Origin of the sequence: Streptomyces goshikiensis (assembly GCF_014650555.1) — a bacterium.
In the GTDB taxonomy this organism is placed as follows: Bacteria; Actinomycetota; Actinomycetes; order Streptomycetales; family Streptomycetaceae; genus Streptomyces; species Streptomyces goshikiensis.
Map to the genome: position 1 here is coordinate 80,372 of NZ_BMVE01000013.1, position 23,961 is coordinate 104,332.

At 72.7% G+C, this 23,961-nt stretch carries 22 protein-coding genes and 1 tRNA gene; 18 read left to right on the plus strand and 5 right to left on the minus strand.

Annotation, left to right across the window (positions count from 1 at the left end):
* Window positions 1-2: 2 nt before the first annotated feature.
* The 5 genes from moaC to IE248_RS29430 all read left to right on the plus strand — a co-directional run bounded on the left by moaC (window position 3) and on the right by IE248_RS29430 (window position 3,037).
* Window positions 3-482, plus strand: a complete 480-nt coding sequence (moaC, locus tag IE248_RS29410) for a cyclic pyranopterin monophosphate synthase MoaC (protein WP_008741807.1) — start codon at window positions 3-5, stop codon at window positions 480-482.
* Between the two features lie 62 nt (window positions 483-544).
* Window positions 545-1,072 (plus strand): MogA/MoaB family molybdenum cofactor biosynthesis protein, encoded by a 528-nt coding sequence (locus IE248_RS29415; protein WP_190032178.1) that lies wholly within the window; start codon window positions 545-547, stop codon window positions 1,070-1,072.
* Window positions 1,073-1,089: 17 nt separating this feature from the next.
* The gene (locus IE248_RS29420; protein WP_073797605.1) at window positions 1,090-1,692 is read left to right on the plus strand and encodes a GNAT family N-acetyltransferase; all 603 of its coding nucleotides are present in this window, start codon (window positions 1,090-1,092) and stop codon (window positions 1,690-1,692) included.
* Between the two features lie 137 nt (window positions 1,693-1,829).
* Window positions 1,830-2,885 carry a divisome protein SepX/GlpR gene (gene sepX / locus IE248_RS29425; RefSeq protein ID WP_037797740.1) on the plus strand — a complete coding sequence of 352 codons (1,056 nt, stop codon included), beginning with the start codon at window positions 1,830-1,832 and terminating at the stop codon, window positions 2,883-2,885.
* Window positions 2,886-2,963: 78 nt separating this feature from the next.
* Window positions 2,964-3,037: transfer RNA gene (locus tag IE248_RS29430), tRNA-Ala, on the plus strand.
* 177 nt (window positions 3,038-3,214) lie between these two features.
* Here IE248_RS29430 and IE248_RS29435 read toward each other — a convergent pair.
* Complete coding sequence (locus tag IE248_RS29435) at window positions 3,215-4,630, minus strand: aminopeptidase P family protein (RefSeq protein WP_229895613.1); 1,416 nt, start codon at window positions 4,628-4,630, stop codon at window positions 3,215-3,217.
* A gap of 875 nt (window positions 4,631-5,505) precedes the next feature.
* Between IE248_RS29435 and IE248_RS29440 the strand changes: the two genes are divergently transcribed.
* Genes IE248_RS29440 through IE248_RS29470 form a run of 7 tightly spaced genes read left to right on the plus strand, consistent with a single transcriptional unit; the run spans window position 5,506 to window position 12,590 of the window.
* Window positions 5,506-6,645: an MFS transporter gene (locus IE248_RS29440; RefSeq protein WP_229895604.1), complete on the plus strand. Its 1,140-nt coding sequence runs from the start codon at window positions 5,506-5,508 to the stop codon at window positions 6,643-6,645.
* Window positions 6,642-7,529: a cupin-like domain-containing protein gene (locus IE248_RS29445; RefSeq protein ID WP_008741814.1), complete on the plus strand. Its 888-nt coding sequence runs from the start codon at window positions 6,642-6,644 to the stop codon at window positions 7,527-7,529. Before IE248_RS29440 ends, IE248_RS29445 begins: the two co-directional genes overlap by 4 nt.
* A complete protein-coding gene (locus IE248_RS29450) occupies window positions 7,526-8,800 on the plus strand; it encodes an 8-amino-7-oxononanoate synthase family protein (protein WP_008741815.1) in 1,275 nt (424 codons plus the stop codon). Before IE248_RS29445 ends, IE248_RS29450 begins: the two co-directional genes overlap by 4 nt.
* Window positions 8,797-9,687, plus strand: a complete 891-nt coding sequence (locus tag IE248_RS29455; RefSeq protein ID WP_190032179.1) for an HpcH/HpaI aldolase/citrate lyase family protein — start codon at window positions 8,797-8,799, stop codon at window positions 9,685-9,687. Before IE248_RS29450 ends, IE248_RS29455 begins: the two co-directional genes overlap by 4 nt.
* On the plus strand, window positions 9,674-10,603 hold the full coding sequence (locus IE248_RS29460; protein WP_190032180.1) for an acetaldehyde dehydrogenase (acetylating): 930 nt from the start codon (window positions 9,674-9,676) through the stop codon (window positions 10,601-10,603). Before IE248_RS29455 ends, IE248_RS29460 begins: the two co-directional genes overlap by 14 nt.
* Window positions 10,600-11,616, plus strand: coding sequence for a 4-hydroxy-2-oxovalerate aldolase (gene dmpG, locus IE248_RS29465; RefSeq protein WP_073797608.1), 1,017 nt, complete (start codon window positions 10,600-10,602; stop codon window positions 11,614-11,616). Before IE248_RS29460 ends, dmpG begins: the two co-directional genes overlap by 4 nt.
* A 26-nt stretch (window positions 11,617-11,642) precedes the next feature.
* A complete protein-coding gene (locus tag IE248_RS29470; RefSeq protein ID WP_037793524.1) occupies window positions 11,643-12,590 on the plus strand; it encodes an ornithine cyclodeaminase family protein in 948 nt (315 codons plus the stop codon).
* 56 nt (window positions 12,591-12,646) lie between these two features.
* Here the strand turns inward: IE248_RS29470 and IE248_RS29475 are convergent, their stop codons facing one another.
* Entirely contained in the window at window positions 12,647-13,138 is a 492-nt protein-coding gene (locus tag IE248_RS29475) for a MaoC family dehydratase (RefSeq protein WP_008741820.1), read from the minus strand.
* Window positions 13,139-13,244: 106 nt separating this feature from the next.
* On the opposite strand from IE248_RS29475, the gene IE248_RS29480 reads away from it, so the two are divergent.
* Complete coding sequence (locus tag IE248_RS29480; RefSeq protein ID WP_073797609.1) at window positions 13,245-14,609, plus strand: hypothetical protein; 1,365 nt, start codon at window positions 13,245-13,247, stop codon at window positions 14,607-14,609.
* Window positions 14,610-14,666: 57 nt separating this feature from the next.
* Here the strand turns inward: IE248_RS29480 and IE248_RS29485 are convergent, their stop codons facing one another.
* Window positions 14,667-15,167, minus strand: coding sequence for a GNAT family N-acetyltransferase (locus tag IE248_RS29485; protein WP_100583081.1), 501 nt, complete (start codon window positions 15,165-15,167; stop codon window positions 14,667-14,669).
* 38 nt (window positions 15,168-15,205) lie between these two features.
* On the opposite strand from IE248_RS29485, the gene IE248_RS29490 reads away from it, so the two are divergent.
* Entirely contained in the window at window positions 15,206-16,009 is an 804-nt protein-coding gene (locus tag IE248_RS29490; RefSeq protein ID WP_037793526.1) for an exodeoxyribonuclease III, read from the plus strand.
* Here the strand turns inward: IE248_RS29490 and IE248_RS29495 are convergent.
* Entirely contained in the window at window positions 15,991-16,767 is a 777-nt protein-coding gene (locus IE248_RS29495; protein ID WP_190032181.1) for a MerR family transcriptional regulator, read from the minus strand. The genes IE248_RS29490 and IE248_RS29495 overlap by 19 nt on opposite strands.
* Window positions 16,768-16,921: 154 nt before the next feature.
* Here IE248_RS29495 and IE248_RS29500 point away from each other — a divergent pair, with 154 nt between their 5' ends.
* The 4 genes from IE248_RS29500 to IE248_RS29515 all read left to right on the plus strand — a co-directional run bounded on the left by IE248_RS29500 (window position 16,922) and on the right by IE248_RS29515 (window position 20,568).
* On the plus strand, window positions 16,922-18,493 hold the full coding sequence (locus tag IE248_RS29500) for a flavin-containing monooxygenase (RefSeq protein WP_073797612.1): 1,572 nt from the start codon (window positions 16,922-16,924) through the stop codon (window positions 18,491-18,493).
* Window positions 18,490-19,416: an alpha/beta fold hydrolase gene (locus tag IE248_RS29505; protein WP_008741826.1), complete on the plus strand. Its 927-nt coding sequence runs from the start codon at window positions 18,490-18,492 to the stop codon at window positions 19,414-19,416. Before IE248_RS29500 ends, IE248_RS29505 begins: the two co-directional genes overlap by 4 nt.
* Complete coding sequence (locus tag IE248_RS29510; RefSeq protein ID WP_100583079.1) at window positions 19,413-20,309, plus strand: SDR family oxidoreductase; 897 nt, start codon at window positions 19,413-19,415, stop codon at window positions 20,307-20,309. Before IE248_RS29505 ends, IE248_RS29510 begins: the two co-directional genes overlap by 4 nt.
* A 76-nt stretch (window positions 20,310-20,385) precedes the next feature.
* Complete coding sequence (locus IE248_RS29515; RefSeq protein WP_037793528.1) at window positions 20,386-20,568, plus strand: hypothetical protein; 183 nt, start codon at window positions 20,386-20,388, stop codon at window positions 20,566-20,568.
* Between the two features lie 79 nt (window positions 20,569-20,647).
* On the opposite strand, the gene IE248_RS29520 is transcribed toward IE248_RS29515, so the two are convergent.
* A complete protein-coding gene (locus IE248_RS29520; RefSeq protein WP_037793529.1) occupies window positions 20,648-23,926 on the minus strand; it encodes a S41 family peptidase in 3,279 nt (1,092 codons plus the stop codon).
* Window positions 23,927-23,961 lie beyond the last annotated feature (35 nt).

The following is a 23,961-nucleotide window of genomic DNA, read 5'->3' on the forward strand; positions in this document are numbered from 1 at the left end:
TTATGAGCACGCACAGCAGGCTGACGCACATCGACGAGGCCGGGGCGGCCCGGATGGTCGACGTCTCGGCGAAGGACGTCACCACCCGTACGGCGCGGGCCAGCGGGCGCGTCCTCGTCTCCCCCCGGGTGATCGAGCTGCTGCGGGGCGAGGGCGTACCGAAGGGCGATGCCCTCGCCACCGCGCGGATCGCCGGGATCATGGGGGCGAAGAAGACCCCCGACCTGATCCCGCTCTGCCACCCGCTGGCGGTCTCCGGCGTGAAGGTGGACCTCTCGGTCGCCGACGACGCCGTGGAGATCCTGGCCACCGTCAAGACGACCGACCGCACGGGCGTCGAGATGGAGGCGCTGACGGCCGTCGCCGTCGCCGGACTGACGGTGATCGACATGGTCAAGGCCGTCGACAAGGGCGCCGTCATCACGGACGTCCGGGTGGAGGAGAAGACCGGCGGCAAGTCCGGCGACTGGAGCCGCGCGTGAACCCCCCGCGCGGCGGCGAGGCACACAGCCACAGCCACAGTCACGGCCACGCTCCCGCCCCTGTGACCGACGCCGCCGCCGGCCCGTCGCCGCGCGGGCTGGTGGTCACCGCCTCCAACCGGGCCTCGCAGGGCGTGTATGCCGACAAGGGCGGACCGCTGCTCGCCGCGGCCCTGGAGGAGCTCGGCTTCGCGGTGGACGGCCCGCGGGTCGTCCCCGACGGGGACCCCGTCGAGCAGGCGCTGCGCGAGGGCGTGGCCGCCGGGTACGACGTCATCCTCACCACCGGGGGCACCGGCATCTCGCCGACCGACCGGACCCCGGACGCCACCGCGCGGGTGCTGGACTACGAGGTCCCGGGCATCCCGCAGGCCATCCGGGCCGAGGGCCTGGCGAAGGTGCCGGCGGCGGCGCTCTCCCGGGGCCTCGCCGGAGTGGCCGGGCGCACCCTGATCGTGAACCTCCCGGGTTCGACGGGCGGCGTCCGCGACGGCCTCGCCGTCCTGGCCCGGATCCTGCCGCACGCCGTGGACCAGCTCCGGGGCGGAGACCATCCCAGACCGGCCGGAGCCACCGGGAGCGAGAGCTGAACGGTCCCTCCTGGCCGGTGGTGCTGGTGGACGGCGATGTCACGCTCCGGCCGATAAGACTGCGGGACCAGCGCGCCTGGCGCGAGGTCAACCGCCGCAACCGCGAATGGCTGCGGCCGTGGGAGGCCACGATCCCGCCGCCCGCGCCGTGGGGGCCGGTGGTCCAGCGGCCCACGTACCGTCAGATGGTGCGCCATCTGCGGGCGGAGGCGAACGCGGGCCGCATGCTGCCGTTCGTCATCGAGTACGAGGGCCGGCTGGTCGGGCAGCTGACGGTCGCCGGGATCACCTGGGGCTCTATGTGCGCGGGTCACGTCGGGTACTGGGTGGACCGCGAGGTCGCGGGGCGGGGCGTGATGCCGACGGCGGTCGCGATGGCCGTGGACCACTGCTTCGCGAAGGTCGGCCTGCACCGGATCGAGGTGTGCATCCGCCCGGAGAACGGGCCGAGCCGCCGGGTCGTGGAGAAGCTCGGCTTCCGCGAGGAGGGGATGCGCCCGCGCTACCTCCACATCGACGGCGCGTGGCGCGACCACCTCGTCTTCGCCCTCACGGCGGAGGAGGTCCCGGAGGGGCTGCTGCGCCGCTGGCGGCGGGCCAATCCGGGGCTGAATCGCTAATGCGTTCGAATTAGAACCGGAATCGTCCATAACCTGATCCGAAGAATCACAAAAAAAGTCCGTGATATCAGCCTGATCGTGCGACACACCGGCTCAATTGGCGGATCCGCTCGGCCGCGCCCCTCTACGGTGTGAGGGTGAGCAGCAGCGGCCTCATCTACGCAGTCATTGTCGGGGCCTGGGCCGCCTACTTGGTGCCCATGTGGCTCCGGAGGCAGGACGAGCTGAACGAAGCCCGTCCGACGGAACGCTTCTCCACCGCCATTCGGCTGCTTTCCGGCCGGGCGGGAATGGAGCGCCGTTACGCCAAGGGGCTGCGGGAGCGCGGTGACCAGGAGGCGGAGGCCCGGCCCGAAGCGGACCCGGACGCGACGACGGAAACGGTGAATTCCGTGGACGCCGACGCCCGGGTCCTCGGCGTGCCCCCGACCAGGGCGGAACCCCGCTCGGCCGCGGCCGAGCGGGTGGAACGGGCGGAGCGGGCCCGGCGCGAACAGCGCCTCCAGGTGCTGGCGCGACGCCGGCGCACCACGGCGCTCCTCTTCCTCGTCTTCACCCTCGGAGCCGTCGTCGCGGCCGTCGGCGGGCTCGGCTTCCTGTGGGCCCCGGCGGTGCCTGCGGTCCTGCTGAGCGCGTACATCGTCCACCTGCGGGTCCAGGAGCGGCGGCGCTACGAGTTCACGATGGACCGGCGCCGTGCCGAGGCGGCCGCCCGGCAGCTGCGGGAGAGCCGCGGCCCGCGCCGGCGCCACCCCGAGGACGCCCCCGCCGAGGGCGCCGAACCGGACCCCGCGCCACCGGTCTCCCCCCAGGAGGCCGGGCGGCGCGCGCTGGTCGAGCAGACCGACCACGCCGAGTGGGTGGACCAGCAGCGGGAACGCGAACGCGGCCCGGCCCGCGGTGACAGCTGGGAGCCGGTCCCGGTCCCGCTGCCCACGTACGTGACGGCCCCGGTCGCCCCCCGCGCCACCGGCCCGGCCGCCCCGGACGGGTGGAGCTCCGCCCGCTCCAGCACGGCGGAGCCCACGGAGCCCCGGCTGCGCGCCCAGCCCCACGTCCCGGCCCCCGCGAAGCCGGACTCCGCGGTGGACGCCAAGCAGTCCCCGCCGCGCCCGCGCGGCCGCGACCGGGGCCGTACGCCCCTGTTCGACCAGTACGAGGGCGAGGACCGCCCGCGCGCCGCGAACGAGTGATCGGTGACCTGCGCGGACGCTCCCCGATACCGGTTTTGGAGCACCAGCGCGGGGATGCTAATGTTTCACACGTCGCAAGGGCCTGTGGCGCAGTCTGGTAGCGCACCTCGTTCGCATCGAGGGGGTCTGGGGTTCAAATCCCCACAGGTCCACAAACGACAGTTCGCGAGTAGCTCTCGGGAACGTCATGAGATCCCGTCCGGTCGTAAGACCGGGCGGGATCTCGGCATTTGCGGAGGCGTTCGCGGCGGTCGGCCGGCCGGCCCGCCCGGAACGGGTCCGGCCCGCGCCCTGGGGGGGGGCAGGGGCGGGCCGGGGGTGGGGCGGGGTCAGGCGCGGAGGGCGGCCATCCAGGCCTCGATCTCGTCCGCCTGGCGGGGGAGGGACGCCGAGAGGTTCTCGTTGCCGTCCTCGGTGACGAGGATGTCGTCCTCGATGCGGACGCCGATGCCGCGGTACTCCTCGGGCACCGTCAGGTCGTCCTCCTGGAAGTACAGACCCGGCTCGACGGTCAGGCACATGCCCGCCTCCAGCGTGCCGTTGACGTACAGCTCGGTGCGGGCCGCCGCGCAGTCGTGGACGTCCATGCCGAGCATGTGGCCGGTGCCGTGCATGGTCCAGCGGCGGTGCAGGCCGAGCTCCCAGACCTTCTCCAGGTCCATGTCGCCGAACAGGCCCCAGGAGACCAGCTTCTCGGCCAGCACGCGCTGTGCGGCGATGTGGAAGTCCCGGTACTCGGCGCCCGGCTTCACGGCCGCGATACCGGCCGACTGGGCCTCGTACACGGCGTCGTAGATCTTGCGCTGGAGCGGGGTGAAGCGGCCGTCGATCGGCACCGTGCGGGTGACGTCGGCGGTGTAGAGGTTGCGGGTCTCCACGCCGGCGTCGAGCAGGAGCAGCTCCCCGGAGCGGACCGCGCCGTCGTTGCGGACCCAGTGGATGGTGGTGGCGTGCGGGCCGGCGGCGGCGATCGTGCTGTAGCCGACCGCGTTGCCCTCGACGCGGGCGCGCAGGAAGAACGTGCCCTCGATGTAGCGCTCGCTGGTCGCCTCGGCCTTGTCGAGGACCTTGACGACGTCCTCGAAGCCGCGGGCGGTGGACTCGCAGGCGTAGCGCAGCTCGGCGATCTCGAACTCGTCCTTGACGCGGCGCATCTCGGAGAGGAAGACGCGGAACTCCTCGTCGCTCTCCGCGGTCACCTTGTCGTTCAGGGCGGCCTCGATGCCGGCGTCGTAGCCGCGCAGCACGCGGACCCGGCCGGTGGCCTCCTTGAGGGCGGCGGCCAGCTCGCGGACGTCCGCGCAGGGCAGGCCGAGGAGCCGCTCGTTCTCGGTGAGGCTGTTGCGCCGGCCGTCCCACAGCTCGCCCTGGCCGGAGAGCCAGAACTCGCCGTTCTCGCGGTCGGACCGGGGCAGCAGGTACGCGGTGGCCAGGTGGCCGCCGTCCGCCGCGGGCTCCAGCACCAGGACGCCGTCCTGGGTCTGGTCACCCGTCAGGTACGCGTAGTCCGAGGACGGGCGGAAGGGGTAGTCCGTGTCGTTGGCCCGGATCTTCAGGTTGCCGGCGGGGATCACCAGGCGCTCGCCGGGGAAGCGGGCCGAGAGCTCGGAGCGGCGCCGGGCGGTGTGCGGGGCCTGCGCGATGGGCTCCAGGTCGTGGCGCTCGGTGTCGGCCCAGCCCTGCTTCATGTTCTCGGCCAGCGCGTCGCTCACGCCGCCCGTCAGACCGTTCTTCCGCTGCTCTATGGCCTCGGTTGCGTCGGTCTGTTCGTCCTCGGTGGTCTCCGGGGTCTGGAGTTCCTGGCCGGGGTCCTGGATCTCGGACGTCGCCTGGGTCACGACTGCCTCCTGAATCGAAATCGGTCACGACTGCCTCTGAACCGCGTGAGGCCGTTCGCCATCGTAGGGGCGGCCGGGGCGCCGGTTGATCTCTGCCCGTGAGATGGGCCGCCGCCGGTGGCCGGTGCTGCCGCGCGCGTTGTCCTGAACCGGGCGGGTGGGCGCGCCGCGGCGCCGCTCGAAGTGCCGCCCGCCTTATCGCGGCGGCGCGCGTTCCGTGTTCCCCGGTGTCCGGCGGGGCGCCCGCGCGCGCCGGGCGGGAGGAACGGTCGCGAACGCGAGCCTTGATCCCGTAAATAGACGTATGGGGGGCGGATGTAAGAATTCGTGAGGGGAAATCGGATACTGATCAAATCATTCCGATACGGGTTGGCCGTAAAAGTGCTTGACTGTCGCGGGGGTTCACGTATGTGACCTCGCCCCCGGGGGGTTCCGAGTGCCCGGGGGACCGCGATTGCCCTGTTCGGCCGCCCTTCGGGCCCGCATTCAGACTATTGACGCGGGTTGGCAACACCCCTAGGATCGAGCCGCTGTTGGGCAGCGGGGGCGCGGGCATCGGCACAGTCGGCAGAGGATCAATGGATTCCCGGCGTGTGGTGGGACTGGGTTTTCCGGCTCTGGTCGCCGGTATTTCCGGATAGCCATTTCGCACTGACGGGGGCATTGTGTCCGAGGGTACGTCTGAGCCGAAGTCGGGGCTCGGGACCTATTTTCGACTGCTCCGGGAACCGGGCGCCGCGGCGCTGGGATTCTGGGGGATGATCGGCCGATTCCCGATTGCCATGCGTTCCGTCGGCTGCCTCCTGCTGATCTCCGCTTCCACCGGATCCATGGCCGAGGCGGGAACCGTCGCGGCGGCCATGCTGATCGCCCAGGGCGTGGCCAGCCCGGTGCTCGGGCGCCTCGCCGACCGGCTCGGCCAGCGGCGGGTGCTCCTGACGGCCTGCCTGGCGCATGCGGTGGGCATGACGGCGCTGCTGGTGTCGATCGTGCTGGAGGCGCCGCTGTGGCTGATGACCGTCGCGGCGGTGGCCGCCGGGTGCACCTCGGTCTCCTTCACCTCGTTCATGCGGGCGCGGTGGGCGGCCATGGTGGACCAGGGGCTGCTGCGGGCGGCGTACGCCATGGAGTCCATGCTGGACGACACGATCTTCCTGGTCGGTCCGCTCCTGGTCACGGTGGCGGCATCCGCGGTGCACCCCGCCGCGGGCCTGGTCGCCTGCCTGGTCCTGACCACCGTCGGCTCGATCGCCGTCGCGCTGCACCGCAGGTCCGAGCCGGCTTCCGCGCCGGCGCCGGGCCGCGGCGCGGAGCGGGCGCTCGGGGTGCCCGGGGTCTGGATCCTGATGTTCGCCTACGCCGGGATGGGCTTCCAGTTCGGCGCGGTCGACGTCACGATGATCGCGTTCGCCCGGGAGGCCTCCGCGCCCGGGCTCGCGGGCGTGTTCATCTCGCTGATCGCGGTCGGCAGCCTGATCGCCGGCCTGGTCTACGGGTCGACGGACTGGCGCCTCTCACAAGCGCGGCTGCTCCCGGTCACCACCGGGCTGCTGACGCTCGGGGTGGTTCCGCTGGCCTTCGTGCGGTCCCCGCTGCTCATGTGCTTCCTCGCCGTCGTCGCGGGGATCGCGATCTCCCCGGCGCTGATCGCGGGCAGCACGCTGCTGGAGTCACTGGCTCCGAAGACCGCGCTGTCCGAGGCGTTCTCGTGGCTCACCAGCTGCGGCGCCCTCGGCATCGCCTCGGGTACGGCCGTGGGCGGCCAGCTGGCCGACCTGGGCAGTTCCGCGTGGGCGGCGTGGGCGGGGGTCGGCGGCGGGGCCGTCGCCCTGGTACTGAGCCTCGCGGGCCAGTCGGCCCTGCGCAGGAGCAGGCCGGTCTCCGAACCGGTCACCAAAAAAATGGCGGTACGAGAACAATGAACGATGAGGACAGAGTTGTGAATACAGCACATCCTGTGTCCGGGCGAGAGAGCCTCGGGGGCCTACCGGTTCCCCGCATCTCGTTCGACGAGTTCATGGCCTTCGGGCGGGAGGCCCTCATCCGGGCCGACGTCCCGGTGGTGATCACCCTCCCGCAGGGCGCCCAGGGCCTCGGCCGGGAAGGCGTGGCCAAGCGCCTCGGCGACCTGATGGTCACCCTGTTCACCGAACCCAGCAACAAGCAGAACTCCGAGCGGTGGACCACCAAGGAGATCAGGCTCCGCGAGTTCTTCGAGGACGAGCGCTACCTGACCGACCCGGGCACCTGGAACCGCATCGTCTCGAACTTCCGCAACAGCCCCGCCGACGTCAACGCGATCCTCGGCTTCGACGCGGCCAGGCTGTTCGACTACCGCCGGCCCATGAACGCGGCCAACCTGTGGATCAGCCACAAGGGCGTGTTCACCCAGAGCCACTTCGACGAGCTGGAGAACTTCAACATAGCCCTGGAGGGCCGCAAGCGGTTCGTCCTGGCGCCCCCCGGCTTCTGGGAGTACTACCCGCGCTCGCTCAAGGACGGCTTCGGCGACAAGTCCCAGGTCTTCGACTTCGACGACGTGGACTGGGCGCGCTACCCCAAGCTGGCGTCCAAGCTGGCCCAGCGCCGCGAACTCATCCTCGAACCGGGCCAGATGCTCTACCTGCCGCTCGGCTGGTGGCACCAGGCCGAGTCGCTGGACGAGATGAACATCAACGTGAACTTCTGGCTGCGCGACCCGAAGATCTTCCGCCGGCCCTACGTCCTCGGCGTGGCCCTCTACACCGCCGTGTTCCGCAAGCTCAAGGGCGTCTACAACTACCAGCCCGCCGAGGGGACCTCATGACCGAGCGCCTGAGCATCACCCCGACCCACGCGTACCGCAACAACGACAAGCTGATCGGCATCGGCAACGCGTTCTGGGACATGTCCGAGCGCAGCGGGCTCGCCGGGATCGTGGCCGCGTACGGCGAAGGCGTGCTGCGCACCGAGGCGGGCCACGAGTACATCGCCGAGGGCCACGAGTTCGTCAACTTCAGCTGCTGCTCGTACCTGGACCTCGACTCCCACCCGAAGGTCATCGAGGGCGGCATCGAGGCCCTGCGCCGCTACGGGGTCCTCGACCACTGCATCGCGCGCAGCCGCGTCCAGATCCCCGCGATGCTGGAGCTGGAGGCCTCCCTGGGCGAGCTGTTCGGCGCCCACGTCGTCTGCTCGATCGCCGCCAGCACCGCGACGTTCGGCCTGCTGCCGCTGATCGCCTCCGGCCACCTCGGCACCGGCAAGCGACCGCTGATGATTTTCGACAAGAACGCCCACGTGTCGATGGCCAACGTCAAGCCGGTCTGCGCCGACGAGACCGAGGTCGTCACCTCCGGGCACCACGACCTCAACTTCATCGAGGACGCCTGCAAGAAGTACGAGCAGGTCGCCTACGTCTGCGACGGCAGCGACAGCCTCGGCGGCTACGCGCCCGTCAAGGAACTCGCCGAACTCCAGGACCGGTACGGCCTGATCGTCTACTACGACGACTCCCACTCGATGTCCGCGTACGGCGAGCGCGGCGTCGGCTACGTCCGCACGCACAGCCCCGTCCTCGACGAGCGCACCATCGTCGTGATGACCCTGAACAAGGCGTTCGGCACCAGCGGCGCGGCGATCGTGCTCGACGGGTACGACAAGGAGACGCTCCGCGTCATCGAGCGCTTCGGCGGAGCCCTGAACTACTCCCAGCTCCTCAACACCCCCGCCGTCGGCGCGGGCCTCGCCTCGGCGGAGATCCACCGCACCGGCGAACTCGTCACCCTCCAGAACAAGCTGTACGAGAACATCGAGCTCTTCGACTCGCTGATCCACACCGACCAGACCGGCAGCACCTTCCCGATCCGCCTCGTCCCGATGGGCGACGACACCGTGATCGAGGCGGGCCGCCGCGTCTTCGAGGCCGGGTTCTACGTCTCGCCGGTGTTCTTCCCGATCGTCGCCCGCGGCACCGCCGGCCTGCGCGTCATGATGCGCGCCGGACAGAGCGCGGAGCAGGTCCGCGCGCTCTGCGCGGTCCTCGCCGAGGTCGGTGCCCGCCCGACGGCCCCGATACCGGGGGAGGCGGCCCGATGACGAGAGCGACGGACACCGCCCGGGCCATCCCGCGCAGCTTCCTCTACACGCCCGCGCTGTCGCTGGAGCGGGTCGTCAAGGCCTGGTCCTACGACGCGGACGTGCACCTGATCGACCTGGAGGACTCCGTCCCGCCGCAGGAGAAGGACGCGGCGCGGACCGTGTGCCGGGCGGCGCTGGAGAAGGCCCCGGACCCCCGCAACATCGCGGTGCGGGTCAACGAACTGGGCACCCTCGCCGCCGTCCACGACCTCGCGATGCTCGCCGGGGCGGCGGCCCGCCCCGGCTTCGTCGTGATGACGATGGTGGACTCCCCGGTCGAGGTGACGCTGGTGCGCGACACCCTCGCCTCGGCGGGCGCCCATCCGCAGATCTACGTCACGCTGGAGACCCCCGCGGCCGTCGCCGCGATCGACGCGATCGCCGAGGCCGCCGACGGGCTGATCCTCGGCTCGGCCGACCTGGCCGCCACCCTCGGCGTGGAGATCACCTGGGCCGGCATGCTCTCCGCCCGGCAGGCGATGGCCATGGCCTGCGCGCGCTACGGCACGGCCTGCATCGACACCGCCAACTACCGCCTCGCCGAGCCGGCCGTCCTGGCCGAGGAGATAGCCCGGGCGCGCGAACTGGGCTTCCACGGGAAGGCCACCGTGCACCCGAGCGAACTCGACGCGATCAACGCGGCCCTGCGCCCCGACCCGGAGGGCCTGCGGGCCGCCCGGCGGGTCACCGAGGCCGTCCGGTCGGCGGCCGGCGGGATCGCCGTCCTCGACGGGAACATGGTCGGCCCGCCCTTCGCCCGGATGGCCCGCGACACCGTCGCCCTCGGCGACGCCTGGGCGCGCCGGTTCGGCGACGCGGAGGGGGCCGGACATGACGATCGCTGAGGACGTCACCGCCGCCGCGCCGGCGACCGTACCGCCCGTCTCGGTCGCGGTCATCGGCACCGGGGCCATCGGCCAGGACCTGGTCAGCAAGATCCACCGGTCCGCCGTACTGGAATGCGCCCTGGTCGCCGGACGCAACCCGCACTCCGGCGGCCTGGAGCACGCCGCCCGGCTCGGATACCCGACCAGCACCGACGGGATCGACGCGGTCCTCGCCGCGCCCCGCCCCTTCGACGTCGTCTTCGACGCCACCAACGCCCAGTCGCACGCCGAGCACTGGCGGCTGCTGCGGCCGCTGGACACCCTGCTGATCGACCTCACCCCGAGCAAGGTCGGACAGATGGTCGTGCCGACGATCACCGGGACGCACACCCCGACCGAGCGCAACGTCAGCCTGATCAGCTGCGGCGGACAGGCCTCCACCCCGATCGCGCACGCCCTCGCCGCCGCGTTCCAGGTGGAGTACATCGAGGTCGTCTCCACCGTGGCCAGCAGCATCGCCGGCCGCGCGACCCGGCTCAACCTCGACGAGTACGTCGCCACCACCGGGCACGCCCTCACCACCTTCACCGGCGTGGCCGACACCAAGGCGATCCTCAACATCAGCCCGGCCGTGCCCCCGGCGACCTTCCGCACGGCCCTGCACGCCGTCATCCCCGGAGCCACCGCGGAGGCGGTGCGCGCCGTGGTCGCCGAGGCGGCCGAGCGGGTACGGGCCTTCGCGCCCGGCTACGAGGTCATCGCCTGCGGCGTGGACGGCGACCGGGTCGTCGTCTCCCTGGAGGTCATCGCGGACAGCGACGTGCTGCCCCGCTACGCGGGGAACCTCGACATCATCAACTCGGCCGCCATCCTGGTCGCCGAGCAGCACGCGGCCCGGCTCGCCCCGGCCGCCGGGACGGGGGCGGCCCGATGAACACCGTGGTGATCCACGACCCCACGCTGCGCGACGGCCAGCACGCGGTGCGGCACCAGCTCGGCGTGGCCGCCCTGCGCGGATACGCGGAGGCCGCCGACGCCGCCGGGATCCCGGTGGTGGAGGTGGGGCACGGCAACGGCCTCGGCGCCTCCTCCCTCCAGGTCGGGCGGGCCGCCGTCAGCGACGACCTGATGCTGTCGACCGTGCGCGAAGCCCTGCGCACCAGCAAGATGGGCGTCTTCATGCTGCCCGGCTGGGGCACCTGCGAGGACCTGCGCAAGGCCGTCGCGCACGGCGCCGACGTGATCCGCGTCGGCGTCCACTGCACCGAGACCTCGCTGGCCGAGCGGCACCTCGGCTTCCTGCGCGAGCAGGGCGCCGACGCGCACTGCGTGCTGATGATGAGCCACATGGCGACCCCCGCCGAACTGGCCGAGCACGCCGCCCGCGTCGTCGGGTACGGGGCGCGGGCCGTCGGCATCATGGACTCCGCCGGGCACTTCCTGCCCCAGGACGTCACCGAGCGGATCGGGGCGATCCGAGGGGCCGTCGGGGACGGCGTGCCCGTGATCTTCCACGGGCACAACAACCTCGGGATGGCCGTCGCGAACTCCGTCGCGGCCGCCGGGGCCGGAGCCGGGATCATCGACGGCTGCGCGCGCGGCTTCGGCGCCGGGGCGGGCAACACCCAGCTGGAGGTGCTGGTCCCGGTGCTGGAACGCACCGGCTTCCGGACCGGCATCGACCTGTACGCGCTGCTCGACGCGGCCGAGTTCGCCGAGCGCGAGCTGATGCCCGCGCCGCCGACGACCGGGTCGCTGAGCATCGTCAGCGGGCTGGCCGGGGTGTTCTCCGGGTTCAAGCACCAGGTGCTCGACCTGTCCGGTCGCGCCGGGGTCGATCCGCGCGACGTGTTCTTCGAGCTCGGCAGACGGCAGGCCATCGCCGGCCAGGAGGATCTGATCGTGGACGTCGTGGCCGAACTGAGCGCGAAGCGGGCCGCCGCGTGAGCGGGCTGCCGCCGGCCGGACCGGTGATGATCGAGGCGGCGGACATGGCGGGCCCGGAGCGGCTGGCGCGGGTGATGGACACCCTCGCCGACGTGTTCGCGGACCTGTCGGCGGGCCGTACGACCTCGCCGCCCCGGACGGTCGTCCAGCACGGCCCGCGGCGGGAGCTGCTGGCCGGGACGGCGGTCTGGGAGCGGCACGGGGTGGGCAGCGTCAAGATCACCACGCTCACCCCCGACAACGCGGGGCGCGGACTGCCCCTGATCCACGGGGTGGTCGTCCTGACCGACCTGGAGACCGGGCGGATCACCGCGCTGCTGGACGGGGCCGAGCTGACCGCCGTGCGTACCGGGGCGGTCGCGGGCCTCGCGACCCGGCTGTGCGCGCCGGCCGACGCCGAGGACCTCGCCGTGATCGGCGCCGGGGTGCAGGCGCGGGCGCTGGTACGGGCCGTGTCCGCGGTCCGGCCGATCCGGACGGTACGGATCTACTCCCGCACCCCGGACCGCACCGAGCGGTTCGCGGCGTGGGTCCGGGACACCGCCGGGCCGCGGGTCGCGGTCACGGTGTGCGACACGGCCAAGGAGGCCGTCGTCGACGCCGCGGTCATCTGTACGACGACCTCCACCGCGGAGTCCGTTCCGCTGGTGGAGGCCGGCTGGGTGGCCCGCGGGGCGCACGTCAACGCGATCGGCGGGACCCACGAGGACGCGATCGAGGTGGATCCGGCGCTCCTGGCGTCCGCGTTCGTCCTGGTCGAGGAGCGGGCCACCGCCATCGCGGAGGCGGGCGAGGTACGGGCCGCGCTGGCCGCCGCCCTGATCGGCCCGGACGATCTGCACGAGCTCGGCGCCCTGGTGACCGGGGCGAGCGCGGCGGGCGGCCGGACCTCGGTGTTCCGCAGCGTGGGCATGGCCATCGAGGACACCGCCGCCGCGGCGGCGCTCCACGAGGCCGCCGGGGCCGGCGGATGAGAGCGCCCGGCCGGGGGGAACCCCGGCCGGGCGGCGCCCTCGCCGGCGGGCCGGGATCAGCCCGCTTCGCGGCAGCGGACCATGAAGGAGCGCTCGAAGACGATGACGGCCTCGCCGGTCGACTTCGTCCCGGTGGTCTCCACCGTGACGATCCCGTTCCCCGGGCGGGACTTGGACAGCCGCTTGCCGAGGATCCGGCTCGTCGCGTACAGCGTGTCGCCGACGAACACCGGGTCCTTCAGCCGGACCTTGTCCCAGCCGAGGTTGGCCACCGCGCGCGCCGACAGCGCCTGCACGGTCATGCCGCCGATCAGGCACAGGGTGATGCCGCTGTTGACCAGCACCCGCCCGTACTCGGCGCCCTCGGCGTAGTGGCGGTCGAAGTGCAACGGGTGCTGGTTCATGGTGAGCAGGGTGAGCCAGGTGTTGTCGGTCTCGGTGAGGGTCCGGCCCGGCCAGTGCCTGATGGTCATGCCGGGCTCGAAGTCCTCGTAGTCCCCGCCGTGCTCCTCGACGTACTCGTTGTCCTGGACGCGGCGCAGCGTCATGAGTCGTACCCCCTGTGCGTGCGGTGTCGGGCCCACAGGTTAATCGGCGTTCGATGTGATGTTCGGAGAGTCCCCGAGGGGACAACACAGGTGGGAGAGAAGGCGGATGAGCGCGGTCGAGGACATCGGTACCCGGGCGGCCTCGGGCCACCCGTGGTTCGGCGGGCAGCGGGTGGCGCCGCCCGCGGCGGCCGCCCGGACGATCCGGGAGATGCTGCTCCACGAGATCCGCGACACCGGCCACCCGCACCAGGTCCTGCTGCCCGCCGCGCCGCTCGCGCTGCCGCGCGCCTCGTACGCGGAGCTGTTCCGGGTGAGCGCGGCCCTGCTGGAGCTCGTACGCCGGACCGCGCTGGAGGCGGCGCCGACGACGGAGGGCCGGCTGGCGGCGTTCGCCATGCCCGAGAGCGAGCACCAGCTGTTCCTCGACGACCAGTTCACCGAGGAGCGGTACGCGCACTGCGTGGCCCGGCCGGACGTGGTGATCGGCGCGGACGGGCCGCGGTTCCTGGAGTTCAACGTCAGCGGGGCGCTCGGCGGCCCGGTGGAGTCGCACTCCCGGATGGAGGTGTGGCGCAAGCTGTACGCCGACGCGCAGGGGCGGCTGCCGTTCTCCTACGAGGACCCCTTCGCCGTCCGGACCGCGATGTTCCGGGACCTCGCGGCGGAGCTGGGGGTGGCGCCCCGGGTGGCCCTGCTGGGTGACGCCCGGGACCAGGGGGACCTCACCCGGTACTTCGACGTCCAGGTCGACCACTTCAACAGCCACGGGCTGACCGCGCGCTTCTTCGACCCGGCGGACCTGCACGAGGCGTGGGACTGCCCGCCGGAGCTGCGCTACCCGCTGGGACTGAGGGACTTCACGATCCCGGACTGGCTGGAGCTGGGCATCGACACCGCCCCGGTGCGGGAGGCGCTGGACCACGGCGTGCTGCTGGTGGGGACCCAGACCTCGACGTTCCTGTCGAGCAAGCTGACGATGGGCATGCTCTCGGAGGGGCGGCCGTGGATGACGGCGGCCGAGCGGGCGCTGGTCGAGCGGTACCTGCCCTGGACGCGGGTGCTGGGCCACCGGTGGACGAACCGGGGGGACCGCAAGGTCGACCTGGTGCCCTTCGCCGTGGCCGGGCGGGAGCGGCTGGTGCTGAAGGAGAGCATCGGGATGAGCGGCAAGCAGGTCCTCATCGGACGGGAGGAGTCGCCGGAGCGGTGGGAGGCGGCGGTGGCGGCGGCCGCGGAGACGGGCACGAGCATCGTCCAGGAGTACGTGGAACCCCGCACGTGCCGGCTGGCGATGATCGCCGAGGGGGCGCAGGAGACCCACGACGCGGAGATCGCCCCGGTGTTCGGCCCGCTCCTGTTCAACGGCCGCCCGGCGGGTCTGTTCTCCCGCTTCTTCGGCGACGGCACGGCCGGCGTCGTCAGCCTGAAGGGCACCTACAGCTCGGACAACTGCGTGGTGGCCCTGTAGGGCCGCGGGTTCCCGGCCGGGGGCGGCGGTGGGCCTGCCCCCCCGGCCGGGGCGCGGTCAGGAAGGCCGGTGGAGGGGCTTGGACATGCAGCGGCTGGAGTCGTAGTGGCGGTAGTAGCCGAACTTCGGGCACATCGCGTAGCCCGAGGAGAGGTACAGGGCGATCGCCTCCGGCTGCTGGTCCCCCGTTTCGAGGACCATCCGGGTACGCCCCGCCGCGAGGGCGTCGGCTTCCAGTTCCGCGAGCATCCGGCGGGCCAGGCCCAGCCCCCGTGCCTCCGGTATGACGTACATGCGCTTCAGCTCGGCGTCGCCGTCCGAGTAGCCCTCGTCGTTCAGGTCCATGGCGCGCCAGCTGCCGCTGGCCACCGGGGCGCCCTGGGCGTCGTACGCCAGCAGGTAGAGGCCGCGCGGCGGGGTGAACATCGTCGGGTCGAGGTAGGTGTCGTCGCCCTCGCCCCCGTATCGCGCTTGGTATTCGAGCTGAACCTGGTCGTTGAGCTTCACCGCGTCCGGGTGGTCGTACGGCGCGGCGCGGAGCTGGATCCCGTGAGACATCAGAACATCGTACGGAACCGTCCCGCTATGGTGCTGTGATGCTCACCGTGACCTCCGTGAATGTGAATGGGATCCGCGCCGCCGCGAAGAAGGGCTTCGTACCGTGGCTCGCCGGGTCGGACGCCGACGTGGTGTGCCTGCAGGAGGTACGGGCCGAGGAGGCCCAGATCCCGGACGAGGCGCGGGTTCCCGAGGGCTGGCACACCGTGTTCGCGCCGGCCGCCGCCAAGGGGCGGGCCGGGGTCGCGGTCTACACGCGGCGCGAGCCGGAGCGGGTGCGGGTCGGGTTCGGGAGTGAGGAATTCGACACCTCGGGCCGGTACCTCGAAGTGGACCTTCCCGGGGTGACCGTGGCCAGCCTGTACCTGCCGTCCGGGGAGGCGGGGACCGAGAAGCAGGACGAGAAGTACCGGTTCATGGGGGAGTTCCTCACGTACCTGGAGGGGCTCAGGGAGCGGGCCGCCGCCGAGGGCCGTGAGGTCGTGGTGTGCGGGGACTGGAACATCTGCCACCGGGAAGCCGACCTCAAGAACTGGAAGACCAACCGCAAGAACGCCGGGTTCCTCCCGGAGGAGCGGGCGTGGCTCGGCGAGGTCTACGACCGGGCCGGGTACGTGGACGTGGTGCGCGCCCTGCACCCGGACACGGAGGGGCCGTACTCCTGGTGGTCCTACCGGGGCCGGGCCTTCGACAACGACGCCGGCTGGCGGATCGACCTCCAGGTCGCGACGCCGGGGCTGGCCGCGAGGGCCGTGAAGGCGTTCGTGGAGCGGGCCGAGACGCACCCCGAGCGGTGGTCCGACCACGCGCCCGTGACGGTCGTCTACGAGGCCGGCGTCTGACCTTCGCGCGTCGGGGGCTGGCGCGTCTGGCCTTCGGGCGTCTGACCCGCCAGCGTCGGGTCCTCGCGCTGCGGGGCCTCGGGCGTCGGGGGCTGGCGCAGGCGGTCCATCGCCATCGTGAGCTCCGCCTCGACGACGCTCTTGGCCAGCGGGCGCAGCCGCGCGACGGCCTCGTCCCCGATGTGGGCGGTGATCAGCTCCGTGAACAGCCCGGCCAGGGCATCCGCGTGCTCGCGGACCCGGCGGCCCGTCTCCAGGACGGCCGCGAGCGGGACGCCCTCGCGGACCAGCGCCGAGGAGACGTCCAGCAGGCGCCGGCTGACGTGCACGATCGTCTCGCCGTCGGTGGCGAGGTAGCCGAGGTCGAGGGAGGCCGCCAGGTTCTCCGGGGTGACCTCGCCCTCGAAGTGGTCGGCCAGGGCCTCGGGCGACAGCCGTACGGGGGTCTCCTCGGACCAGCCGATGCCGAGCAGCTCCCCGAGCTGGCTGACGTCGCGGCCGTTCTCGAACGCGGCGGTCAGCTCGGCGATGCCGCCGAGGGTGTGGCCGCGTTCCAGCAGCGCGGCGATGGTGCGCAGCCGGGCGAGGTGGTGGTCGTCGTACCAGGCGATCCGGCCCTCGCGGCGCGGCGGCGGCAGCAGCTTGCGCTCCCGGTAGAAGCGCAGGGTGCGGACGGGGATGCCGGCCGCCTCGGCCAGTTCCTCCGTGCGGTACTCGCGCACTGCCGTCCCCGCTTCGTCCGTGTCGTTCTCGGCCATCCCCGCAGCCTAGGGCGTACTCCCGGTAACTTTCCGGGCGCGACCCCTACCCATGGGTACGGGGCTGCTCTACTCTCCCGATTGTGCCAGTGATTGCTGGCAGTGTTGCGCTGGTGGTTGTGTGGGCTGGACTGCGGAAGCGGAAGGCGGCGGCATGAGCGGCAAGGGCGAGGGCGCACGGGAACACGTGCGAGTGGCGGTGATCGGCTCCGGATTCGGCGGGCTGGGCGCCGCCGTACGGCTGCGGCGCGAGGGGATCACGGACTTCGTCGTACTGGAACGGGCCGGCTCCGTCGGCGGGACCTGGCGGGACAACAGCTATCCCGGGTGTGCGTGCGACGTGCCGTCGCACCTGTACTCGTTCTCCTTCGCGCCCAACCCCGACTGGCCCCGGACCTTCTCCGGGCAGCCGGCCATCCGGGCGTACCTGGAGCACGTCGCCGACACCTTCGGGCTGCGCCCGCACATCCGGCTGGACTCCGAGGTCCGGCTGATGCGCTGGGACGCGGACGCGCTGCGCTGGGAGATCGAGACCTCCGGCGGGCGGCTCACCGCCGACGTGGTGGTCTCCGCGACCGGGCCGCTGTCCGACCCGAAGATGCCGGAGGTCCCCGGGCTCGCCGAGTTCCCCGGCAAGGTCTTCCACTCCGCGCGCTGGGACCACGACTACGACCTGCGCGGCAAGCGCGTCGCCATGATCGGGACCGGCGCCTCCGCCATCCAGATCGTGCCCGCCATCGCCCCCGACGTGGCGCGCCTGACGCTCTTCCAGCGCACCGCGCCGTGGGTGCTGCCCCGCACCGACCGGGCCATCTCCGCCACCGAGCGCTGGCTGCACCGCCAGCTGCCGTTCACCCGGGCGGCCCGCCGGGGGCTGCTCTGGGGGATCCGGGAGCTCCAGGTCAGCGCCTTCACCAAGCGGCCGAACCAGCTCGGGCTGATCGAATCGCTGGCCCGGGCGAACATGGCGCGCTCCATCAAGGACCCGGAGCTGCGGGCGAAGCTGACGCCCTCGTACCGGATCGGCTGCAAGCGCATCCTGCTCTCCAGCGAGTACTACCCGGCGCTGGCCCGCCCCCACGTGGACGTGGTCGCCTCCGGGCTGCGGGAGATCCGGGGCAGCACGCTGGTCGCCGCCGACGGCACGGAGACCGAGGTCGACGCGATCGTCTTCGGCACCGGCTTCCACGTCACGGACCTGCCGATCGCGGACCGGGTGGTGGGGGCCGAGGGCCGCACCCTCGCCGACCACTGGAAGGACGGGATGCAGTCGCTGCGCGGGGCGACCGCCGCCGGCTTCCCCAACTGGATGACGATCATCGGGCCGAACACCGGCCTCGGCAACAGCTCGATGATCCTGATGATCGAGTCGCAGCTGAACTACATGGCGGACTACCTGCGCCAGCTGTCCCTGCTCGACGGCGCCGGACCGGGCGGGCGGGTCGCGCTCGCCGCCCGGCCCTCGGCCGTGAACCGGTGGAACCGCCAGGTGCAGGCCCGGATGGAGCGCACCGTGTGGAGCACCGGCGGCTGCACCAGCTGGTACCTGGACGCGCAGGGGCGCAACACCACCGTCTGGCCCGGCACGACCGGCGAGTTCCGCAAGGAGACGCGCGCCGTCGACCTGTCGGAGTACGAGGTCGTACGGATCCGGGAGCGCGAACCGGTCCCGGCCGCCCGGCCGGCGGCGGCGGGGCCGGGACCGGCCGGGGAGGAGACGGCATGAGCCGGCTGACCCATGTGATCAGCGGGCCCTACGCGCCCCCGGCCGCCCGCCGGGAGCTGGTCGCGGCCTCCGCCGACGGGTCCCGGCTGCACGTGGAGGTGCACGGGGAGGAGGACGCCCCGGCCGTGGTGCTCGCGCACGGCTGGACCTGCTCCACCGCCTTCTGGGCCGCGCAGATCCGGGAGCTGGCCACGGACCACCGGGTCATCGCCTACGACCAGCGCGGCCACGGCCGCAGCCCCGCCGCCCGTACGCACAGCACCACCGCCCTGGCCGACGACCTGGTCGCGGTGCTGGGGGCCGCCCTCGCCCCCGGCGAGCGGGCGGTCCTCGCCGGGCACTCCATGGGCGGCATGACGATCATGGCCGCCGCCGGCCGGCCGGAGTTCGCCGAGCACACCGCGGCCGCGCTGCTGTGCAGCACCGGCAGCTCGGGGCTGGTCGCGCAGGCGCTGGTCGTGCCGTTGCGCGCCGGGCGCGCGAGGACCCGTATCACCGGAGCTGTCCTCGGCTCGCGCGCCCCGCTCGGCCCGGTCACCCCGATCGCGCGGACGGTGCTCAAGTACGCCACCATGGGCCCCGGATCGGCGCCCGACCGGGTCGAGGCCTGCGCCCGCATCGTGCACGCCTGCCCCAGCGCGGTCCGCCACGCCTGGTCCGAGGTGCTGGCCGGGCTGGACCTGGACGCGAACCTGGCCGCGCTCACCGTGCCCACCGCCGTCATCGGCGGGACGAGCGACCGGCTGACCCCGGTCGCGCACGCCCGCGCCCTGGCCGCGGCCCTCCCGCACTGCGTGGGGCTCACCGAGCTCACCGGCATGGGGCACATGACGCCGATCGAAGCCCCCGAGGCCGTCACCGGCGCCGTGCGCGAACTGACCGCGCGCTACCTCGACACCACCCAGAAGGAGAAGACGCCGTGAGCGCTCGCAGGAGTCTGGAAGGCCAGGTCGCCGTCGTCACCGGCGCCGCCCGCGGGGTCGGCGAGCTGCTGGCCCGCAAACTGTCCGCGCGCGGCGCGAAGGTGGCCCTCGTCGGCCTGGAGCCCGAGGCCCTCAAGGAGGTCTCCGAGCGGCTGCACACCGACAGCGACCACTGGTACGCCGACGTCACCGACCACGAGGCGATGGCCCGGGTCGCCGAGGAGGTCAAGCGGCGCTTCGGCAAGGTGGACGTCGTCGTCGCCAACGCGGGCGTCGCCGCGGGCGGGCCGTTCGCGGACTCCGACCCCGAGTCCTGGCGCCGGGTGATCGAGGTCAACCTGATCGGCGGCGCCGTGACCGCCCGCGCCTTCCTGCCCGTACTGACCGAGAGCCGCGGCTACTTCCTCCAGATCGCCTCCCTCGCCGCGATCACCCCGGCGCCGATGATGACGGCGTACTGCGCCTCCAAGTCCGGCGTCGAGGCCTTCGCGCACTGCCTGCGCGCCGAAGTCGGCCACAAGGGCGTCAAGGTGGGCGTCGGCTACCTCTCCTGGACCGACACCGACATGGTGCGCGGCGCCGACGAGAACGAGGTGATGCGGGAGCTGCGCCAGCGGCTGCCGTGGCCGTCGAACCGGACGTACCCGCTGGGCCCGGCCGTCGACCGGATCGTGGCCGGCATCGAGCGCCGCTCGCCGCACGTGTACGCGCAGTGGTGGCTGCGCGGGATGCAGGGCGTGCGCGGCTACCTGCCGGGGATGATCGCGACCGTCGGGCAGCGCGAGATGAAGCGGTTCGAGCCCCGGCTGGCCGGTGTCTCGCGGGGACTCGTGGGAGCCGGAGGGGCCGCCGACGAGAAGGCGCGGACCGGCGGCGACACCCAGCGTCACTGATCGAAATGCGAGCTTTGTCCCACCATGCAAGTCTGGTCGAGGTCAAGTCCCCCACACCTCACCAGGAGTGACAAGCATGGGCATCAAGGACCAGTTCCAGGAGAAGTCGCAGGAGCTCAAGGACAAGGCGCAGAAGGGGCAGCAGGGCGCGCGGGACGAGTCGTCCGAACGCGCCCGGCAGCTCGACGAGAAGAAGCCCGGTGCCAAGCAGAAGGCGCCCAAGGTGCACGACGAGCTCGACGACAACTGGGACATCTGATCCGGTGACCTGACGACGTGCGTACGAAGGGGCGCGACCCGCGCGATGCGGGCCGCGCCCCTTCTCGTGTCCCCGCGCCCTACCTCGGCGGCAGCTTCGGACGCCGCAGGTCCGGTACGTCCGTGTAGCCGGGCGGCACCGCCGCCGGATCCTGCTCCAGCAGCTCCAGCGCCAGGTGCACGGCGTCGTCCAGCTGGGCGTGCCTGCCCTCCGCCCAGTCGAGCGGGGTGCGCAGGATCGCCAGGTCGGGCTCCACGCCGTGGTTCTCCACCGACCAGCCGTACTCGGGGAACCAGGCGGCGTTCATCGGCACCGTGATCACCGTGCCGTCGCCCAGGGTGTGCCGGCCGGTCATGCCGACCACCCCGCCCCAGGTGCGCTGGCCCACCACCGGTCCCAGGCCCAGCAGTTTGAAGGCCGCGGTGATCATGTCCCCGTCGGAGGAGGTCGCCTCGTCGGCCAGCGCCACGATCGGACCGCGCGGCGCGTTCGAGGCGTACGAGACCGGCTGGGCCCCCCGCGTCAGGTCCCAGCCGAGGATGGAGCGGGTCAGCTTCTCCACCACCAGCTCGCTGATGTGCCCGCCCGCGTTGCCGCGCACGTCCACGATCAGCGCCGGGCGGGACATCTCCGCGCGCAGGTCCCGGTTGAACTGCGCCCAGCCGGAGCCGCCCATGTCGGGGATGTGCAGGTAGCCGCACTTGCCGCCGCTGACCTCGCGGACCACGGCGCGCCGCTTGGACACCCAGTCCTGGTAGCGCAGAGGCCGTTCGTCGATCAGCGGGACCACGGCGACCCGCCGGGAGCGGCCCTCGCCCTCGGCGGGGTTGAAGGTGAGCTCGACGGTGGTGCCGCCGGCCGCGGACAGCAGCGGGTAGGGCCCGGTGACCCGGTCCACGGGCCGCCCGTCCACGTGGGTGAGCACCGCGCCGTCGCGCATGCCGGTGCCGGCCAGCGGGGAGCGGGCCTTGGAGTCGGAGGACTCGCCGGGCAGGATCCGCTTGACCACCCATCCCTCCTCCCGGGGGACGAGGTTGGCACCGAGCAGCCCGATGGCCCGCTGGTAGTGCGGCGGGCCCTCGTTGCGGCGCGCGGGGGAGACGTAGGCGTGCGAGGTGCCGAGTTCGCCGAGGACCTCCCGCAGCAGGTCGGCGAACTCGTCGGGGGAGGCGACCCGTTCGACCAGGGGGCGGTACTGGCGCAGCACCCCGTCCCAGTCGATGCCGCACATCTTCGGCTCCCAGAAGTACGCGCGGATCAGCCGCCCGGCCTCCTCGTAGGCCTGGCGCCATTCCGCGGCCGGGTCCACCTCGTGCAGGATGCGCCGCAGGTCCAGGTAGACGGTGGAGTCGCCGTCGCCCGACTCGGTCGACGGGACGGCCCGCAGGTCCCCGTCGTCGTTGATCACGAGCCGGGTGCCGTCGCCGCTGACCGCGAACCAGTCCAGCCCGGAGGCCAGTTCGCTCTTGCGCGCCTTGGTGATGTCGAAGTGTTCCAGCGTCGGCTTGCCGCTGGTGTCGTTCGGGTTGGCGAAGGTCTCGCCGAGCGCGCCGGAGATCGGCCAGCGCAGCCACACCAGGCCGCCCCCGCTGACCGGGTACAGGGCCGAGTACTTGGAGGCCGTCACCGGGAACGGGGTGACCCGGCTCTCCAGCCCCTCCACCTCGACGGTGACCGTGCCCTCGCCCTCCCCGGACTCGCCCTCCACCGGGTCCAGCCCGCCCGCCGCGGGGCGGCCGTCGGGGGTGAACGCGAAGGGCGAGGGGGTCGCCGAGGACAGCGGCACCAGGTACGGGCGGCAGCCCAGCGGGAAGGACAGGTCGCCGGTGTGCACGTCGTAGACCGGGTCGAAGCCGCGCCAGGACAGGAACGCCAGATAGCGGCCGTCGCGGGTGAAGACCGGGTTCTCGTCGTCGAAGCGGCCGTTGGTGACGTCCACGATGACGCGCGCGCCGGGGCCGGAGATCTTGGCCATCTTGATCTGCCGCAGCGACCGCCCGATGCCCGGGTGCGACCAGGTCAGCCAGGACCCGTCGGGCGAGAACGCCAGGTCGGTGACGGGCCCGTTGATGGACTGGATGAGCTCGGTGACCTCCCCGTCGGACTCCTCCGTGGCGTCGATCAGCAGCAGCCGCCCGTCGTTGGAGGCGATCGCGAGCCGCTCGCCCTCCGGGTCGGCGAGCAGTTCCGTCACGCGTCCCAGCTCGCCGGAGGCCAGCCGGCGCGGCTCCCGGTCGCCGGAGGCCCGGGGCAGGTAGGCGATCTCGATCGCGTCCTCGCCCTCGGCATCGGTCACGTAGGCGACCTGCCCGCCGCTGCCGAGCATCTCGGGCAGCCGCACCCGCACGCCCGGGGTGTCGGCGATGGTCCGGGCGGGACCGTCGCGGTGGGTGAGCCAGTACAGGCTGCCGCGCACGACGACGGCGCTGGCCCGGCCGGTGGCGTCCACGGAGAGCGAGTCCACGTTGCTGGCGGCGGAGACCTGGTACGTACGGCGGCCCGCGCGGGGGCCGCCGAGGCGGACGTCGAGCCGGCGCGGGGCGGCCCCCGGGGCCAGCGAGTCCACGAGCCAGAGGTCCCCGGCGCACTGGTAGACGATCCGGGAGCCGTCGCTGGAGGCGTGCCGGGCGTAGAACTCCTCGTGGTCGGTGTGCCGGCGCAGGTCGCTCCCGTCGGGCAGGCAGGAGTAGACGTTGCCGATGCCCTCGTGGTCGGAGAGGAAGGCGATCCGGCCGCCCACGAACATCGGCGAGTCCAGGTGGCCCTCGATGTCCTCCAGCAGCCGCCTGCCGTGCAGCCAGAGCCGGCCGGTGGCGCCGCCCCGGTAGCGCTTCCAGGAGGCCGGCTCGTGCGGGGGCTTCCCGGTGAGCAGCAGGGTGCGCCGCTCGCCGCCGGGTTCCTCGCGGACGGCGATGTCGGAGACGGGGCCCCAGGGCAGCTTGCCGCCGGGGGACCCGTCGGTCGGCAGGCTGTAGGCCCAGGCGAAGTAGGAGAAGGGCTGGTGGTGCGAGGACACGGCCAGGATGTCGCTGCGGCCGTCCTTGTCGGGCGGGCTCCAGCCGCAGACCCGGGTGTCGGTGGCGCCCCAGTAGCTGAGCCGGCGGGCGGGGCCGCCGGCCACGGGGGCGAGGTGGATCTCGGGGTCGAGGCTGCGCCAGGTGGTGAAGGCGATGTGGCTGCCGTCGGGGGAGAACCGGGGGTGTCCGATCCGGGTCCGGTCGACGGTGAGCCGCCAGGCCCGGCCGGGGGGTTCGCCCTCGGCGACGAGCGGGGCGACCCAGAGGTCGTCTTCGGTGGCGAAACACAGCAGGTCGTCGTGCAGGTGCGGGAAGCGGAGGTACGCGACGTCGTGACTCACCCCCCAATGCTTTCCGCGCCGAGGGGGGCTGGCAA